This window comes from Mesorhizobium sp. M0678, from assembly GCF_040320505.1.
Classification (GTDB): Bacteria; Pseudomonadota; Alphaproteobacteria; order Rhizobiales; family Rhizobiaceae; genus Mesorhizobium.
The window spans coordinates 65,776-81,769 of the sequence record NZ_JAMYPT010000013.1; the positions used below are offsets into that span (position 1 = coordinate 65,776).

Consider the following 15,994-nt stretch of genomic DNA (forward strand, 5'->3'; position numbering starts at 1 on the left):
GCAGCGCATGCGTGGACCAGAAATAGACATAACCAAGCGCGCAAGGCGCCTGCGTCAATCCGACAACGATGCAGAAACCGCGCTCTGGATGGAGTTGCGCGACCGCAGACTGAACGGCCATAAATTCGTACGGCAGTTGCCGATAGGCTCTTACTTCGCCGATTTCGCCTGCAGAGACTGCCAGCTGGTCGTCGAAGTCGATGGCAGTCAGCATGTCGGCAGCCAATATGATCGAATCCGGGATCGCTTCATCGTCTCGAATGGCTGGTCCATGCTGCGCTTTTGGAACGTCGACGTATTGAAGGACCGGGAAGCAGTCCTTGAGACAATATTGGCTGCGATCGAAGGACGCCTCGAACGCCATATCGAAACGCATGATCTTCGATTTGTCGCCGCCAAAGGGTATGGAGAGACATGTCCTTGACCGTTCGCGCCGCCCCTCACCCTTACCCTCTCCCCGTGAAGAACGGGGAGAGGGGGGCGTCACCGCTGGAGCTCGATCCTCCAGCGCAAGATCCATTGGTATCGCGCACATGAGCCCCGCCAAGAAACCCGATCTGTTGCGCGACAACGAGCTGATCTACGGCCGGCTGCTGACGATCGACGAGCCGCATCTGATCCAGCGCTACAACAAGGCGATGGTCGCGTTCGGCTTGAAGCCGACCAAGCTGAAAAGCTTCGAGATCGATCGCACTGGCTTCTCGCCGCAAGTCGCCGAGGAATGCGGCGACTACAGCTACCTCGATCCGAACGAGGTCAACCGCCGCTTCATCATCCTGACGCCGTCGCAGATCGACCTGCCGGTGGTGCACACGGCATTCTCCAACACTTCGCTGCTGATGTACGAGTTCATGTCCAAGAACCAGCGCGCCATCGATGCGCTGACGATCAAGGACGTCATCTACGGCGAGATCGAGGATTCGGTCCCCAAGGTCGACGACATCGAGGACCTGCTGTCGATCAATCAGGTCGAGTTCAAGGTGTTGTCGGCGGAGGATGTGCTCGGCAAGGCCGCCGAACTCGGCAAGCTGGTCGACCGGCTGAAGCAGGAGCCGGATGCCTGGCGCGACAACGCCATGCTGGCCCACATGGTCGAGCTGGCGAAGATCTGCGGCGACATCCGCGAGAATGCGCTGGTGCCGGACCAGGTGATCTTCCGCCACAATGCCTATTGGACCAGCCATTTCGGCGGACTTTATGTGTTCGTCGATCCCGACGTGACGACGGTGATCAGCGACCCGGCAGCGCCGGGCTTCCGCCGCTCGCGGCCATGGCAGGTGAGCTACCTTTCGATCCACGACGCCGACAAGGTATTCAAGTTCCTCGCCTCGACCGGCCGCCTCGAGTTGCCGCGCGCCTCATGGATCGAAACCTCCGGTTATCTCGAGCATCGCGCCGAAATGGTGGTGCGCGCGCTGATCCGCGACGCCGATCCCGACCGCAATCTGACCGACGTCGACAAGGTCTGGCTGCAGACCTGGATCCACGGCCATACCGATCTGATCACCAGGGACGGCAATTTTCCCTTCCTCAACGCCGCCAAGCGCGAGATCGCCCAGCTCGGCCATCTCAAGATCGAGGACGTGTTCCCGCAGCAGCGCTTCCTGGTCATCCGCGCCAAGCCGGACCATCCCGACGCCTGGCTGACCAACCAGCTGATCTCGGACTTCGTGCCGCAGGACTTCGTTTCGCGTTACGTCTTCAACAAGCCGGGCTTCTACAGGGACTATGAAGGCTTCAGCGACGCCTGGCGATCGCATGTTGTGGACGTTCTGAAAACCACATATCTGAAGGACAAGGTGGCGTTTCGCACACGCCTCTACGGCTTGACTGACTGAGGGGGTGACATCGCCATGCTTGATCCGATCGTGAATTTCTTCACCCGGATTTTCCAGTGGATTGGCCGCGGCATCGGCCTGCTCATCGGCGCGATCCTGTGGCCGTTCCTGTGGGCGGGGCGCTGGTACACGCAACGCGGCTGGATCCTGAAGGCGGTGCTCGGCCTGGCTGTGCTCGTGCTGATCGGTCTCTATGTCAACTTCTTCTACGCCACCCAGTGGTGGAACAATTTCGACCCGAATTACGTCGACAAATACACGTTCGAAAAACGCAACAGCTCCGCCGGTGAACAGGTTTCCGCCGGCGCCGGCACCGACACGGCCAAGACCTGCGGAAATTCAGCCATTGCCCAGGTCGCTGCCGACCTGACCGACTTCAACGTCAACCAGAATGCCTGGGTGTCGTCGATGATCCTCTACAAGCTCGGCCTGTTCGGCATCGACTGGGACCACACGCCGTTCATGGACAACAAGGCGTCGTTCCAGCGCGGCATCAACCAGGCGGTGCGGCGCACGGCGACCGAGCTTGCCGACAATCTCGGCCGCGTCCGCACCACCTCGCAGATCGACGCCGACCTGCAGGACGCCCGCGGCAATCTGCAGTTCGATGAGGAAACCTGGTATTTCGGCTTGAACCCGTTCGGGCCCAAGACGCCGACGCCGAGCTACTATCGCGACGCGGTGCGCAAGCTGCGTTCCTTCAACGCCCGCCTCGCAGCCTGCCAGGCGACATTCGATGCCCGCGCCGACAATCTCAAGCAGTATATCGACCGCATTTCGTCCGATATCGGTTCCACCTCGGCGATCCTCAAGGAGCGTGCCGAAAACCACAATAATGGCTGGTTCGACACACGCGCCGACGACCGCTTCTGGTTCGCCTATGGCCAGCTCTATGCCTATTACGGGCTGATGAAGGGCGCACAGGCCGACTTCGAGGACGTCATCAAGGAAAAGCACCTGCAGAACCTGTGGGATACGATGGACGCGCAATTCGTCTCGGCGCTGCGCATCCAGCCCTTCATCATCGCCAATGGCCGCGAGGACGGCTGGCTGTTGCCGACACATCTGACGACGATGGGGTTTTACATACTCAGGGTGCGCTCGAACATGGTCGAGATCAGCAACGTGCTGACGCAGTAGCGGATCGTCCCGCACAGCCGGCGCTGGTGAATTTGCGCCGTTGCTTCTGTCGCTTTTCGCGTATTACGCGGCTGTTTTGAGACGGCGGAACCGCGCCTGCTCTGGCTTCTATACGGCGCGGCAACCGGCGCGAAAAGAACCTGTAGCAGGGCAGCCGGCCGCAGAGGCATTTTCTTCGTAGGAAACATAGTTGCATGAAAGTTGACGCCGCGGCAGCGACAGGGGTAGAACATGCCCGCGCCTGCAATGCCGGGCTATTCTTGCGACCACACTAGTCAAATCCGTCCAATTCAGAGGGAAGTCGTCCATGGCCGAAGTGAAGTCCGACATCGAGATCGCGCGCGGCGCCAGGAAGAAGCAGATCCAGGAGATCGGCCAGAAGATCGGCATTCCGAGCGAACATCTTCTGCCCTACGGCCACGACAAGGCGAAGATCTCGGCCGAGTTCATCAAGTCGGTGAAGGGCAACAAGCATGGCAAGCTGATCCTCGTCACCGCCATCAACCCGACACCGGCCGGCGAAGGCAAGACGACGACGACGGTGGGCTTGGGCGATGGCCTCAACCGCCTCGGCAAGAAGGCCATCGTCTGCATCCGTGAGGCTTCGCTCGGACCGAATTTCGGCGTCAAGGGCGGTGCCGCCGGCGGTGGCTACGCGCAGGTCGTGCCGATGGAGGACATGAACCTCCACTTCACCGGCGATTTCCACGCCATCACCACCGCGCATAATCTGCTGTCGGCGCTGATCGACAACCACATCTATTGGGGCAACGAGCTCGGCATCGACACCCGCCGTGTCGTCTGGCGCCGCGTTATGGACATGAACGACCGGTCGCTGCGCGAGATCATCTGTTCGCTCGGCGGCGTCGCCAACGGTTTTCCGCGCGAGGCCGGTTTCGACATCACAGTCGCCTCGGAAGTCATGGCCATCCTGTGCCTGTCGACCGACCTGAAGGACCTGGAAAAGCGCCTCGGCGACATCATCGTCGCCTATCGTCGCGACAAGTCGGCCGTCTATGCGCGCGACCTCAAGGCCGACGGCGCCATGGCCGTACTCTTGAAGGATGCCATGCAGCCCAATCTCGTGCAGACGCTGGAGAACAACCCGGCGTTCGTGCATGGCGGCCCCTTCGCCAACATCGCGCATGGCTGCAACTCCGTCGTTGCCACGACGACGGCGCTGAAGCTTGCCGATTACGTCGTCACCGAAGCCGGTTTCGGCGCCGATCTCGGTGCCGAAAAGTTCTTCGACATCAAATGCCGCAAGGCCGGCCTGAGGCCCGCCGCGGCGGTCATCGTCGCCACGGTTCGCGCCATGAAGATGAATGGCGGCGTCAAGAAGGAGGACCTCGGCAAGGAGAACGTCGAGGCGGTCAAGAAGGGCTGCGCCAATCTCGGCCGCCACATCGAGAACATCCGTCAGTTCGGTGTGCCGGCTGTGGTCGCCATCAACCATTTCTACTCCGACACAGAGGCCGAGATCCAGGCGATGAAGGACTACGTTGCCTCGATGGGCGAAGAGGCGATCCTGTGCAAGCACTGGGCTCAGGGATCGGCCGGCATCGAGGAACTGGCCAAAAGAGTCGTGGCGTTGGCCGAATCCGGCGCGTCGCAATTCGCCCCGCTCTATCCCGACGCCATGCCGCTGTTCGAGAAGATCAACACCATCGTCCAGCGCATCTATCGCGGTTCCGAAGCGATCGCCGACAAATCGGTGCGCGACCAACTCCACGCCTGGGAGCACGCCGGCTACGGTCATTTGCCGGTCTGCATGGCCAAGACGCAATATTCCTTCTCCACCGATCCGAATCTGCGCGGCGCGCCGACCGGCCACACCGTACCGGTGCGCGAGGTCAGGCTGTCTGCCGGCGCCGGCTTCGTCGTCATCATCTGCGGCGAGGTGATGACCATGCCCGGCCTGCCCAAAGCGCCATCCTCGGAAAAGATTTTCCTGAACGAAATGGGCCAGATCGAAGGCCTGTTTTAGGGATAATCAACGCTTGAACGGCAAAGGGCGCCGCAACGCTGCGGCGCCCTTTTGGCGACTTCGCGACGAGCTCGTCCCTAAGCCGCGCTTCGCGCCAGCGCGCGCTGGTTGGAGGCATAGGGTGTGTCGTGCTGGGGTACCACGCCGGTCTTCAGACAATCGATCCACTCGGCGGTCTTGAGAACGGCCGCGAAGCGCGACTGCAGGACGATCGTCACCACGCGATGGATTTCCTCCCCCGAAGCGTAGCCGGCGCTGTTGGCGTACGGCAATGACCCCGTTGCGTCCGACAGGAACTCGACCTCAAAACCCATATGCACGGCGTGGATGACCGTCGACAGGTCGCAATTATGCGTCATGTAGCCGATGACCGTGATCGTATCGATAGAGTTGGCGCGCAGCCACTCCTCGAGGTCCGTGCCGGTGAAGGCGCTGGGCAAGTTCTTTTCGATGTAGTGGTCACGGTTTCGCCTGGCGATTTCCGGGTGCAACTCGGCGCCATGGCTGCCCTTGGCGAAGACCGGTGAGGTTTCCGGCGCCAACTGTTTGATGACCACCACCTTGACGCCTGCCTCGGTGGCCGCATCCATCGCTCGCGCCACATTGACGACGCTGTCGCGGAAGGGCGGATGCTGGATGGCGAGATTGCCGCCGTCATAGTCGTTTTGAACATCGATGACGATGAGGGCGCGGCGTGGAGCTTTGCCTTTGGCTGGTTGCGACATGGGGTTTCCTTTCCCGTTGGACATTGATGGGTGGACGATAAGCTCGGCACCGGATTGCAAAAAGTGTCCCGATTGACATTATTCGAAAGAATTGGGACAATCGGCCTCACCCGTTGCTGGAGCTCCCATGACCGATCCTGCCGTTGCCGCCATCGCCTTCGATGGCATCAGCCCGTTTCATCTCTCCGTGCCGTGTCTCGTGTTCGGCGCGGATCGCACGGAGCTCGGCCTGCCGCGCTTCGACTTCCGGGTCTGCGCGATTGAGGACGGGCCGATCCGCACCGATGCCAGGCTGACCATCAGCGTCCCGCACGGGCTTTCCGCGCTCGATGACGCCGACATCGTCATCGTGCCAAGCTGGAAAGATCTCGGGAGCTCGCCTCCAGCGGCATTGATCGACGCGTTGCTTGGCGCGCACGAGCGCGGCGCGCTGATCGTCGGACTGTGCTTGGGAACGTTCGCTGTTGCGGCGACCGGACTGCTTTCGGGGCGGCGAGCGGCGACGCACTGGGCCTACGCGGATCAGCTGCAGGAACTCTATCCCGACATTCTCGTCGAACCGGAAGTGCTCTACATCGACAATGGCGATGTCGTGACATCCGCCGGCGTCGCCGCCGGGCTCGACTGCTGCCTGCACGTCGTACGGGCTCGTTACGGCGCGGAGGCGGCACTTCGCCTTGCCCGGCAGATCGTGCTTTCTCCGCACAGGCAGGGCGGGCAGGCGCAATTCATCGAACGTCCCATCGCCAGGACCGGCAATGCGGACCGCTTCACCCAAGCTCTCGAAGCGGTGCGCAAAACCCTGGGTGAGCCGCACAGTCTGGACAGCGTTGCCGGTCACGCCGGCCTCACCCGCCGGACGTTCACGCGCCGTTTCCAGAAAACGATCGGCACCAGTTTCGGCGACTGGCTGACCGACCAGCGCGTCCAGCTGGCGCAACGGCTGCTGGAAGCAACGGAAAAATCGATGGACACGGTTGCCTTCGAGGCCGGCTTCGGCAGCGCTACCTCGCTGCGCCAGCATTTCGCAGCGCGCCTCAGAACCTCGCCGGCGCAGTACCGGCGCGAATTCTCGAAGAGTGCTCAGGAGGAGCGCGTGGCGCACATGCCGAGGTGAAATTCGGCTCGCGCTCGATTCCAGGGCAATCGCTTCAGTGCCGACGTTGGACTGCCATCTGGCCCGAGTAGGCTATCTTTTCTCTCGAAGCGATTGCCCTGCTCTCGATCCTGTCGTGCTTGAAAGGCTCTGCGTCATCTGTCATATATTAAAGCGACAGATGACGCGAAGAGGGCTCGCCGTGGCGATGGCATTGGAAAAGGCTGCGCCAGCAGCAAAAAACAATGAACTTCAGAAGGTGGCGAAATTGCTAGGCGGCAGCCGCATTCTGGCAAGGCGCCTCAGCAGCGCTTTGGATGCCCACGAGTTGCTTCTGCACGGCCTGCCGGCTTCAGCGCTGGACCATCTTATCGGGCAACTCGTCTTCATCCAGAAGACCGATTCGCTGGAGAAGGCCGTCGGCATGAGCCTGCGCACCTACCAGCGCCGCAAGGATGCTCCGTCCAAGCCTCTCAGTCAGGACCAGAGCGGACGCACCTGGAAGTTCGCGGAGATCCTGTCGAAAGCGACCGACGTGTTCGGTTCGCAGGCGGAGGCAGAGCAATGGCTGGAGCGCCCGGCGATTGGGCTCGACCAGCGTCGTCCAATCGACCTTCTGGCGACGCCGGCGGGGATCGAGCTTGTAGAAGACTATCTGGAACGGCTTGAATATGGCGTTTATGCATGACGCCGCTGCCGGCGGCGCTTGGTGGCTCCGACCTCATCGGATGGCGCCTCGATCAAGCCGCGTTTGCGCCTACATGGGACAGTGGCGAGGGCGCATACAGGGTGGGCGGACGCTGGAACAGCAAGGGCGTGCGCGCCGTCTACTGCTCGATCGATCCGTCGACTGCGATCCTCGAGGTTGCGGTTCATAAGGGCTTCAGGGCGCTCGACACGATAGCGCATGTCATGACGGCAGCGATCGTCAGCGATGTCGCGGATGTGCATATCGTCGACCCCGCCGCCGTGCCCAACCCCAACTGGTTGCGCCCGGGCATTCCGAGCTCCGGGCAACAGGCGTTTGGCGACGATCTTCTGCAACGGCACCGGTTCGTGGTGATTCCGAGCGCGGTATCGCAGCGTAGCTGGAACCTGATCTTCGACGCGAGCCTCGCCAGAGGGGCATACGCCATGAAGACCCAGGAGGCGTTTGCGCTCGACACACGGTTGCATCCACCTCCGGCCAAGTGACATAGCCGCCCCCATGTCCATCAGAACGAGGACGTGACCGGCGACAGAAGCACGGTGCTCAGTTGTTGCTGATTACCCGTGCCGGATTGCCGACCACCGTGGTGTTCGCCGCCACGTCGCGCGTCACCACAGCACCGGCGCCGACGATGGCGCCATCGCCGATCCTGACTCCGCCGAGGATGACGGCACTGCCGCCGATCCAGGCATTGTCGCCGATCTCGACCGGCTTGGCGATCTCCAGCCCTGTCCGTCGCCCGGCAGCCTCCTTGTGGTGCTCGGCGCAATAGATCTGCACATTCGGGCCGAGCAGCGTTCCCTTGCCGATGCGCACTGGCGCCGTGTCGAGAATGATGCAGCCGGCATTGAGAAAAACGCGGTCGCCGAGAAAGATGTTGAAGCCATAGGCGCAGTGGAACTGCGCCTCGATCCGGGCGCCCTCGCCCGCAGCGCCGAGCAGCGTCCGCAATCCAGGCCCGATATCGCCACGCTGCCGGGGTGGCAGGCTGTTGTGCTCGAACACCGCGTCTCGCGCCGTGATGCGCAACGCCTCCAGTTCCGGATCGAGGCAGCAATACCACTCGCCCGCCGCCATTTTCATGCGTTCGCTTCCGGCCATGGCTGCAACTCCAGTTTCAACTTTGCCAAAGCACAAGTGGTGAAAAAACGGAAGCGCCGGCGGCGACACCACCTCTGGTCAAATACCGGACCTATGGTAGCTTGCCCTCTCGGACCTGTCCCAAGCCGGCCATCGAGGGGATCAATCATGCTGTACATTTTTGCACTCCTGATTGGCATCGTTGCCGGGCTTCGCGCCATGACCGCGCCCGCCGCCGTCGCCTGGGGCGCCTGGCTTGGCTGGTTGCCGGTCGCGGACACCTGGGCGAGCTTCATGGGCCACTGGATCGCCGTCGGCATCTTCACCATCCTGGCCATCGCCGAACTGGTCACCGACCAGCTGCCCTCGGCGCCGAGCCGCAAGGTGCCGCAGCAATTCGGCACGCGTATCGTCTTGGGCGCTTTCACCGGCGCGGTGATCGGCGCCACCGGTGGCGCCATCATCGGCGGCCTGATCGCCGGCGCCGTTGGCGCGGTGATCGGCACGCTGGGCGGCGCCGAGGCGCGTAAACGCCTGGCCGCCGCCTTCGGCAAGGACCCGCCGGCCGCCTTCATCGAGGACGCTGTGGCGATCGTCGGCGGGCTTCTGATCGTGGCGGCGGTGGCATGACGGCAAAGACATTCGACGCCATTATCGTCGGTGCCGGGCAGGCCGGCCCACCGCTCGCCGGCAGGCTGAATGCGGCCGGCATGAGCGTGGCGCTGATCGAGCGAAAGCTGGTCGGCGGCACTTGCGTCAACACCGGCTGCACGCCGACCAAAACGATGGTGGCAAGCGCTTATGCCGCGCATCTCGCCCGCTCCGCCGCGGATTACGGGGTGACGCTATCCGGTCCCGTCGGCGTAAACTACAAGGCGATCAAGGCGCGCAAGGACAAGGTCTCCAACGACGCCCGCGGCAATCTCGAAGACTGGATTGCCGGCATGGACAAATGCACGCTCTATCGCGGCCATGCGCGCTTCGTAAGCGCCAACACGGTGCGCGTCGGCGACGATCTGCTGAGCGCCGAAAAGATATTCCTCAACACCGGCGGCCGCGCCTCGGTGCCCGACCTGCCCGGCATCGACGGCATTTCTTACCTGACCAATTCCTCGATGATGGATCTCGACGTGCTGCCGCGCCATCTCATCGTTGTCGGCGGCAGCTATGTCTCGCTCGAATTCGCGCAGATGTTCCGCCGCTTCGGTTCCGAAGTCACGGTCATCGAAAAAAGCCCGCGTCTGATCGGTCGCGAGGACGAGGATGTCTCGGACGCCATTTTGTCGATCCTCGAAAACGAAGCCATTGCCGTCCATCTCGGCGCCGACGACATCCGCTTCGCCAGGCGAGGCAACGAAATCGCCGTGACCTTCTCGCCAGGCAAGGCGGCTGCGGTCGGCTCGCATGTGCTGCTGGCGCTCGGCCGCACGCCAAACACCGACGATCTCGGCCTCGACAAAGCCGGCGTCGAGGTCGACAAACGCGGCTTCATCGTCGTCGACGACCAGTTGCGCACCAGCGTGCCCGGCATCTGGGCGATGGGCGACTGCAACGGCAAGGGCGCCTTCACCCACACCTCGTACAACGATTACGAGATCGTCGCCGCCAACCTGCTCGACAACGATCCGCGCAAGGTCAGCGACCGCATCGAGGCCTATGCGCTCTATATCGACCCACCACTCGGCCGCTGCGGCATGACCGAAGCCGCGGTAAGGAAATCCGGCCGCCGCGCCTTGGTCGGCCAGCGGCCAATGACCCGCGTCAGCCGTGCAGTCGAAAAAGGTGAGACGCAAGGCTTCATGAAGATCCTGGTCGATGCCGACACCAACGAGATCCTCGGCTGTTCGGTGCTCGGCCCGGGCGGCGACGAGGCGGTGCACTGCGTGCTCGACCTGATGTATGCCAAGGCGCCGGTCAGCACGCTGGCGCGCGCCGTGCACATCCACCCGAATGTCTCGGAGCTTCTGCCGACCATCGCCCAGGAACTCAAGCCGCTGGTGTGACGGCCGGGTAGAATCGTGCGCCCATGGCGGCGCCGGCTGGACCAATCGACAGCCCAGCGGCAAAAGGGCATGTGTTCCGCCTCTTCTCCCGGAGGCATCCCATGCAGAAGTCCATCGAACGCGTCGCCGGCGACAGCGAAGGCGTTTCCTACGAATTCCCCGTCTTCCGCTTCGCCGGAACGGACAAGACGGCGCCTTCCGTCTATCTGCAGGCGGCACTTCATGCCGGCGAATTGCCGGGCGTCGTCGCCATCGACACGCTGATGCCGATGCTCAGCAAGGCGGAAGCCGAAGGCCGCATCACCGGCAATATGACCATCGTGCCCTGGGCTAATCCGATCGGCCGCGCGCAATATCTTTACGGCGACCATCAGGGCCGCTTTCATCTAGGCACGCGCACCAATTTCAATCGCGGCTTTCCGCGGCTCGCCGCGCCCGACCTCACGCTGCTGCCGGCGCACGGCACGGTCGACCAGCGGCTGAAAACGCGGCTGCTGCAGCTCTCCATCGGCCACGACATCGTGCTCGACCTGCATTGCGACGATGAGGGCCTCGCCTATCTTTACGTCCACACCAGCCTGTGGCCGGCCATGGCGGATTGTGCAGCGGCCATGGGCGTCGATGCGGTGATGCTGTGGGACGAAGACCCCGACGGCACCTTCGAAGGCGCCTCGATCATGCCGTATCAGAACGTTCCCGCCGACGTCGCGTGCCTCGACCGGCGCGTCGCCACCACCGTCGAATATCGCGGCATACTCGATGTCGACGGCGCCCACGCCGGCGCCGATGCCGAAGGGCTCTACCGGCTGCTGGTGGCGCGCGGCGTCATCCAGGACCAGGCGCTGCCCGCGCCTGGCAGCTTCGTTGGGCTCGTCGCGCCGCTCGAAAACATCGAGATGATGCCGGCGCCCCGCTCGGGCGCGATCCTTTACGACGTGAAGCCGGGCGACCGCGTCGCCAAGGGTGCGCGCCTTGCCACCATCGTCCACGCGCCCGGCGAGCCCGACGGCCGCACGGAAGTGTTGGCGCCGCAGGCTGGCCTCATCCTGACGCGGCGTTCCCGCCGCATCATCCGCGCCGGCGAAGACCTCTTGAAGCTGGTCGGCGACGGGACGAGCGCCGATGCAAGGTCGGGAACGCTGGACGACTGACGCACCCCGCCAGGCTACCCCGAAATCGCCTGTCGCGCCTTGGCCTCCAGCCATTCGGCCATCTGCCGGTACGGCACCGGACCATGGCTCACGCGGGCGACGCCGAGTTCGGCAAGCCTCTGGCGCGGCGGCACATGCGCCAGGGCAATGATGTTGACCGGCAATGCCGTTGCCTCGCAGAGCGCCTCGATCAGGCCTTCATCGGCAAGCCCAGGCGCAAAGAAGCCATGCGCTCCGGCCCTTTCGTAGGCGTGCGCCCGCTCGATCGCCTGATCGAGAAGAGCCTTGTCGTGCGCACTCGGTTTAGTCTTCAGGAAAATGTCGGTTCGGGTGTTAATGAAGGCCGGAATACCCGACGTCTTCACCGCCGCTGCAGCCGCTTCGATCCGCCTCACCTGTATGGCGATGTCGTGCAGCCCACTGCCGCCGACGATCTGATCCTCGAAATTAAAGCCGACGGCTCCAGCCTGCACGGCGAGCGTCACGCTGCGGGCGACAACCTCCGGAGCGACCCCGTAACCCCCCTCGAGGTCCATGGTTACCGGCACATCCACCGCCGCAACGATGCGTTTGATGTTTTCGAGCGCCAGTTCCAACGGGATTTTCTCGCCATCGGCGAATCCGAAAGCGGCCGCGACCGGCCAGCTTCCGGTGGCGATGGCCTTGGCCCCTGCTTTCTCGATGATCTTGGCGGAGCCTGGGTCCCAGGCATTGTAGAGGACAATCGGGTTTCCCTTGACATGGAGGGAATGGAACGTCCGTGCGCGGTCGAACTGCTGGGTCATTTGATGTTTTCCCGTCTTCCTGCTGTTTGATGCAGAGTCTAGGCAGGACTGCCGGTCTTGGCCATGTGCCATGGGTTGCGAAAGCGGCAGCCACCCCACAGACTTTCAAACCTGTTGCGCATACCGCTTTTCGCGGCTATGGATTTCGCCATGAATATGCGTTCGATCAAGACCATTTGGTGGTGGGCTCGCTGACAGCGGCCTGTTCGAACGCGTTCGCGTGACAATAGAGGGTGGCCGCAGCGGAATGTCCGGGCGGCCATTTGTTTTTTCAAGCCATTCCCGGGTCCGTTGCCCCAAAGACGCTGATGGAGACGGCAATGACGACGAAAATTCTGGAGAATGGCGCCGAGCGCTTCGTCACGGCGGGTGGCGTGGCGATTACCCGCCAGCGCCATGACCGGCCTTACGAGGGGGCGATCGACGGCTATGTCGATGGCCTGAATTCGCGCCGCGGCGCCGTGTTCTCCTCGAATTACGAATATCCTGGCCGCTATACGCGCTGGGATACCGCCATCATCGATCCGCCGCTGGTGATCTCGGCACGCGGCCGCGCCATGCGCATCGAGGCGCTGAACCGCCGCGGCGAGGTGCTTTTGCCGGTGATCGGCACGGTGCTTGCCGGCCTTGACGATGTCACGATCGCCGAGACGTCGAATAAACTCATCCGCCTCGAGGTCGCCAGGCCCGGCCGTGTCTTCACCGAAGAGGAACGCAGCCGCGTTCCCTCCGTCTTCACCGTGCTGCGCGCCATCACCGCTTTGTTCAAGACCGAGGAAGACGCCAATCTCGGCCTCTATGGCGCCTTCGGCTACGATCTCGCCTTCCAGTTCGATCCGGTCGACTACAAGCTCGAGCGCAAGCCAAGCCAGCGCGACCTCGTGCTGTTCCTGCCCGACGAGATCCTCGTCGTCGACCATTATTCGACCAAGGCCTGGACCGACCGCTACGACTATTCCGGCGATGGCTTCTCGACCGAAGGCCTGCCGCGCGACGAAATCGTCGAGCCGTTCAGGACCGCCGACCGCATCCCGCCGCGCGGCGACCACGAGCCCGGCGAATATGCCAAGCTGGTGCGCAAGGCGATGAAGAGCTTCGAGCGCGGCGACCTGTTCGAAGTGGTGCCGGGGCAGATGTTCTACGAACGCTGCGAAACCCAGCCCTCCGAGATTTCCCGCAAGCTGAAGAGCATCAACCCTTCGCCCTATTCCTTCTTCATCAATCTCGGCGAGGGCGAATATCTGATCGGCGCCTCGCCGGAAATGTTCGTGCGCGTCAACGGCCGCCGCGTCGAGACCTGCCCGATCTCCGGTACCATCAAGCGCGGCGACGACGCCATCTCCGACAGCGAGCAGATCCTGAAGCTGCTCAATTCGAAGAAGGACGAATCCGAACTCACCATGTGCTCGGACGTCGACCGCAACGACAAGTCGAGGGTCTGCGAGCCGGGCTCGGTGCGCGTCATCGGCCGCCGCCAGATCGAAATGTACTCCCGCCTGATCCACACCGTCGACCACATCGAGGGGCGGCTGCGCGAAGGCATGGACGCCTTCGACGCCTTTCTGTCGCATGCCTGGGCGGTCACCGTCACCGGCGCGCCGAAATTATGGGCCATGCGCTTCATCGAGCAGAACGAGAAGAGCCCGCGCGCCTGGTATGGCGGGGCGATCGGCATGGTCAATTTCAACGGTGACATGAACACCGGCCTGACGCTTCGCACCATTCGCATCAAGGACGGCATCGCCGAGGTGCGCGCCGGCGCCACGCTGCTCTTCGACAGCATTCCCGAGGAAGAAGAAGCCGAAACCGAACTGAAGGCATCCGCCATGCTCTCCGCCATCCGCGACGCCAAATCAGGCAATGCCGCCAGCACCGAACGCAGCACCGCGCGTGTCGGCGACGGCGTCAACATCCTGCTGGTCGACCACGAGGACAGTTTCGTCCATACGCTCGCCAACTATTTCCGCCAGACCGGCGCCAACGTCTCGACGGTGCGCACGCCGGTGCCGGACGAGATCTTCGACCGGCTGAAGCCAAACCTGGTCGTGCTGTCGCCCGGCCCCGGCACGCCGAAGGACTTCGACTGCGCCGCCACCATCAAGCGGGCCCGTGCGCGCGACCTGCCGATCTTCGGCGTCTGCCTCGGGCTGCAGGCGCTGGCCGAGGCCTATGGCGGCGAGCTGCGCCAACTGCACATCCCGATGCATGGCAAGCCGTCGCGCATCCGCGTGTCGAAGCCGGGCATCATCTTCTCCGGCCTGCCCAAGGAGGTGACGGTCGGCCGCTATCATTCGATCTTTGCAGATCCGGTGCGGCTGCCCGATGGTTTTGTCGTCACCGCCGAGACCGAGGACGGCATCATCATGGCCTTCGAGCACCGCAAGGAGCCGATCGCCGCAGTGCAGTTCCACCCGGAGTCGATCATGACGCTCGGCCACAATGCCGGCATGCGCATCATCGAGAACATTGTCGCGCACCTGCCGCGCAAGGCCAAGGAAAAGGCCGCTTAATTCGAGGGCTCAGCGTTGGGATCTTTTCCCCAGTGACCGCGGCAGAAATCAAAGCCGCCGCCAGGCAGAAGGTCGCCAGCCTCGCCTTCTGGTCGATCGTCGTCGCCTGCGTCGTGCTCGGCCTGAAGCTGGTGGCCTGGTACGTCACCGGTTCGGTCGCGCTTTATTCGGACGCGCTGGAATCGATCGTCAACGTCATTGCCTCGGCCGCCGCCTATTGGGCGATCCAGGTCAGCTACAAGCCAGCCGACCAGGACCATCCGTTCGGCCACCACAAGGCCGAGTATTTCTCGGCCGTCCTCGAAGGCGTGCTGATCGTGCTTGCCGCCTTGCTGATCCTCAATGAGGTCTGGTGGTCCTGGCAGCATCCTGCGCCGCTGGAACAGCCATGGACCGGCCTTGCCGTCAATGGCGTCGCAACGGTCATCAACGCCGTCTGGGCCTTGACGCTGATCCGCACCGGCCGAAGCGAAAAATCGCCGGCTCTCGTTGCCGACGGCAGGCACATCATGACCGACGTGGCGACCTCGGTCGGTGTGTTCATCGGCCTGGTCGGCGCCGTACTGACCGGCTGGCAGGTTCTCGATCCAGCTCTTGCGGTGATCGTGGCGCTGAACATTCTGTGGCAGGGCTGGCACGTCATCGGCTCGTCGATGAACGGGCTGATGGACCGCGCCGTCGACACCCAGGAACATATCCGCATACGCGACATCATCTCGGCCAATTGCAAGGGCGCGCTCGAGGTCCACGACCTGAAGACGCGCATCGCCGGCCGCGCCACCTTCATCGAGTTCCACCTGGTCGTCGACGCCGACATGTCGGTCGGCGCCAGCCACGTCATCTGCGACCGCATCGAGGACGCGCTGCAGGCAGAGATCCCTTCCGTCCGCGTCATCATCCATGTCGAGCCCGACGACGAGGCGAAACTGCCCAAGGGCACGACGGCCGTGCCCTTTGCGTGAGGTGGCGG

At 63.2% G+C, this 15,994-nt stretch carries 15 protein-coding genes; 12 read left to right on the forward strand and 3 right to left on the reverse strand.

What is annotated here, in order from left to right; genetic code table 11:
• Nucleotides 1–7: 7 nt before the first annotated feature.
• The 4 genes from NKI29_RS22215 to NKI29_RS22230 all read left to right on the forward strand — a co-directional run bounded on the left by NKI29_RS22215 (nucleotide 8) and on the right by NKI29_RS22230 (nucleotide 4,965).
• Complete coding sequence (locus tag NKI29_RS22215) at nucleotides 8–424, forward strand: endonuclease domain-containing protein (protein WP_352568022.1); 417 nt, start codon at nucleotides 8–10, stop codon at nucleotides 422–424.
• Between the two features lie 109 nt (nucleotides 425–533).
• Nucleotides 534–1,838, forward strand: a complete 1,305-nt coding sequence (locus tag NKI29_RS22220; protein WP_352575756.1) for a DUF6638 family protein — start codon at nucleotides 534–536, stop codon at nucleotides 1,836–1,838.
• Nucleotides 1,839–1,853: 15 nt separating this feature from the next.
• On the forward strand, nucleotides 1,854–2,978 hold the full coding sequence (locus NKI29_RS22225) for a DUF2333 family protein (RefSeq protein ID WP_023679513.1): 1,125 nt from the start codon (nucleotides 1,854–1,856) through the stop codon (nucleotides 2,976–2,978).
• 307 nt (nucleotides 2,979–3,285) lie between these two features.
• A complete protein-coding gene (locus NKI29_RS22230) occupies nucleotides 3,286–4,965 on the forward strand; it encodes a formate--tetrahydrofolate ligase (RefSeq protein WP_352797240.1) in 1,680 nt (559 codons plus the stop codon).
• 77 nt (nucleotides 4,966–5,042) lie between these two features.
• Here the strand turns inward: NKI29_RS22230 and NKI29_RS22235 are convergent, their stop codons facing one another.
• Nucleotides 5,043–5,690, reverse strand: a complete 648-nt coding sequence (locus NKI29_RS22235; RefSeq protein ID WP_023679515.1) for a cysteine hydrolase family protein — start codon at nucleotides 5,688–5,690, stop codon at nucleotides 5,043–5,045.
• 127 nt (nucleotides 5,691–5,817) lie between these two features.
• On the opposite strand from NKI29_RS22235, the gene NKI29_RS22240 reads away from it, so the two are divergent.
• The 3 genes from NKI29_RS22240 (at nucleotide 5,818) to NKI29_RS22250 (ending at nucleotide 7,980) form a co-directional block, all read left to right on the forward strand.
• Nucleotides 5,818–6,807, forward strand: a complete 990-nt coding sequence (locus NKI29_RS22240; RefSeq protein WP_352690594.1) for a helix-turn-helix domain-containing protein — start codon at nucleotides 5,818–5,820, stop codon at nucleotides 6,805–6,807.
• Nucleotides 6,808–6,994: 187 nt separating this feature from the next.
• Nucleotides 6,995–7,474 (forward strand): type II RES/Xre toxin-antitoxin system antitoxin, encoded by a 480-nt coding sequence (parS, locus tag NKI29_RS22245; protein WP_352638288.1) that lies wholly within the window; start codon nucleotides 6,995–6,997, stop codon nucleotides 7,472–7,474.
• On the forward strand, nucleotides 7,471–7,980 hold the full coding sequence (locus NKI29_RS22250; protein ID WP_023679518.1) for an RES family NAD+ phosphorylase: 510 nt from the start codon (nucleotides 7,471–7,473) through the stop codon (nucleotides 7,978–7,980). The genes parS and NKI29_RS22250 overlap by 4 nt, the downstream gene beginning before the upstream one ends.
• Before the next feature lie 58 nt (nucleotides 7,981–8,038).
• Here the strand turns inward: NKI29_RS22250 and NKI29_RS22255 are convergent, their stop codons facing one another.
• Nucleotides 8,039–8,596: a sugar O-acetyltransferase gene (locus NKI29_RS22255; RefSeq protein WP_023679519.1), complete on the reverse strand. Its 558-nt coding sequence runs from the start codon at nucleotides 8,594–8,596 to the stop codon at nucleotides 8,039–8,041.
• Between the two features lie 147 nt (nucleotides 8,597–8,743).
• Here NKI29_RS22255 and NKI29_RS22260 point away from each other — a divergent pair, with 147 nt between their 5' ends.
• The 3 genes from NKI29_RS22260 (at nucleotide 8,744) to NKI29_RS22270 (ending at nucleotide 11,729) form a co-directional block, all read left to right on the forward strand.
• Nucleotides 8,744–9,205: a membrane protein gene (locus NKI29_RS22260; protein WP_023679520.1), complete on the forward strand. Its 462-nt coding sequence runs from the start codon at nucleotides 8,744–8,746 to the stop codon at nucleotides 9,203–9,205.
• The gene (locus NKI29_RS22265) at nucleotides 9,202–10,578 is read left to right on the forward strand and encodes an FAD-containing oxidoreductase (protein WP_352568029.1); all 1,377 of its coding nucleotides are present in this window, start codon (nucleotides 9,202–9,204) and stop codon (nucleotides 10,576–10,578) included. The genes NKI29_RS22260 and NKI29_RS22265 overlap by 4 nt, the downstream gene beginning before the upstream one ends.
• A 101-nt stretch (nucleotides 10,579–10,679) precedes the next feature.
• Complete coding sequence (locus NKI29_RS22270) at nucleotides 10,680–11,729, forward strand: M14 family metallopeptidase (protein ID WP_352568030.1); 1,050 nt, start codon at nucleotides 10,680–10,682, stop codon at nucleotides 11,727–11,729.
• Between the two features lie 14 nt (nucleotides 11,730–11,743).
• Here NKI29_RS22270 and NKI29_RS22275 read toward each other — a convergent pair whose 3' ends face one another.
• Nucleotides 11,744–12,514 (reverse strand): isocitrate lyase/PEP mutase family protein, encoded by a 771-nt coding sequence (locus NKI29_RS22275; protein ID WP_352568032.1) that lies wholly within the window; start codon nucleotides 12,512–12,514, stop codon nucleotides 11,744–11,746.
• A gap of 320 nt (nucleotides 12,515–12,834) precedes the next feature.
• Here NKI29_RS22275 and NKI29_RS22280 point away from each other — a divergent pair, with 320 nt between their 5' ends.
• Nucleotides 12,835–15,024: an anthranilate synthase gene (locus tag NKI29_RS22280; protein WP_352568033.1), complete on the forward strand. Its 2,190-nt coding sequence runs from the start codon at nucleotides 12,835–12,837 to the stop codon at nucleotides 15,022–15,024.
• A gap of 32 nt (nucleotides 15,025–15,056) precedes the next feature.
• The gene (locus NKI29_RS22285) at nucleotides 15,057–15,986 is read left to right on the forward strand and encodes a cation diffusion facilitator family transporter (protein WP_502894484.1); all 930 of its coding nucleotides are present in this window, start codon (nucleotides 15,057–15,059) and stop codon (nucleotides 15,984–15,986) included.
• Nucleotides 15,987–15,994: the final 8 nt, after the last annotated feature.

Excerpts from the sequence above, each read along its gene's own strand:
- NKI29_RS22235 (WP_023679515.1), bottom strand. The coding sequence starts at position 5,690 with ATGTCGCAACCAGCCAAAGGCAAAGCTCCACGCCGCGCCCTCATCGTC.
- NKI29_RS22230 (WP_352797240.1), top strand. The coding sequence starts at position 3,286 with ATGGCCGAAGTGAAGTCCGACATCGAGATCGCGCGCGGCGCCAGGAAG.
- NKI29_RS22280 (WP_352568033.1), top strand. The coding sequence starts at position 12,835 with ATGACGACGAAAATTCTGGAGAATGGCGCCGAGCGCTTCGTCACGGCG.
- NKI29_RS22250 (WP_023679518.1), top strand. The coding sequence starts at position 7,471 with ATGACGCCGCTGCCGGCGGCGCTTGGTGGCTCCGACCTCATCGGATGG.
- NKI29_RS22220 (WP_352575756.1), top strand. The coding sequence starts at position 534 with ATGAGCCCCGCCAAGAAACCCGATCTGTTGCGCGACAACGAGCTGATC.
- parS (WP_352638288.1), top strand. The coding sequence starts at position 6,995 with ATGGCATTGGAAAAGGCTGCGCCAGCAGCAAAAAACAATGAACTTCAG.
- NKI29_RS22225 (WP_023679513.1), top strand. The coding sequence starts at position 1,854 with ATGCTTGATCCGATCGTGAATTTCTTCACCCGGATTTTCCAGTGGATT.
- NKI29_RS22275 (WP_352568032.1), bottom strand. The coding sequence starts at position 12,514 with ATGACCCAGCAGTTCGACCGCGCACGGACGTTCCATTCCCTCCATGTC.
- NKI29_RS22270 (WP_352568030.1), top strand. The coding sequence starts at position 10,680 with ATGCAGAAGTCCATCGAACGCGTCGCCGGCGACAGCGAAGGCGTTTCC.
- NKI29_RS22265 (WP_352568029.1), top strand. The coding sequence starts at position 9,202 with ATGACGGCAAAGACATTCGACGCCATTATCGTCGGTGCCGGGCAGGCC.
- NKI29_RS22240 (WP_352690594.1), top strand. The coding sequence starts at position 5,818 with ATGACCGATCCTGCCGTTGCCGCCATCGCCTTCGATGGCATCAGCCCG.
- NKI29_RS22255 (WP_023679519.1), bottom strand. The coding sequence starts at position 8,596 with ATGGCCGGAAGCGAACGCATGAAAATGGCGGCGGGCGAGTGGTATTGC.
- NKI29_RS22260 (WP_023679520.1), top strand. The coding sequence starts at position 8,744 with ATGCTGTACATTTTTGCACTCCTGATTGGCATCGTTGCCGGGCTTCGC.
- NKI29_RS22215 (WP_352568022.1), top strand. The coding sequence starts at position 8 with ATGCGTGGACCAGAAATAGACATAACCAAGCGCGCAAGGCGCCTGCGT.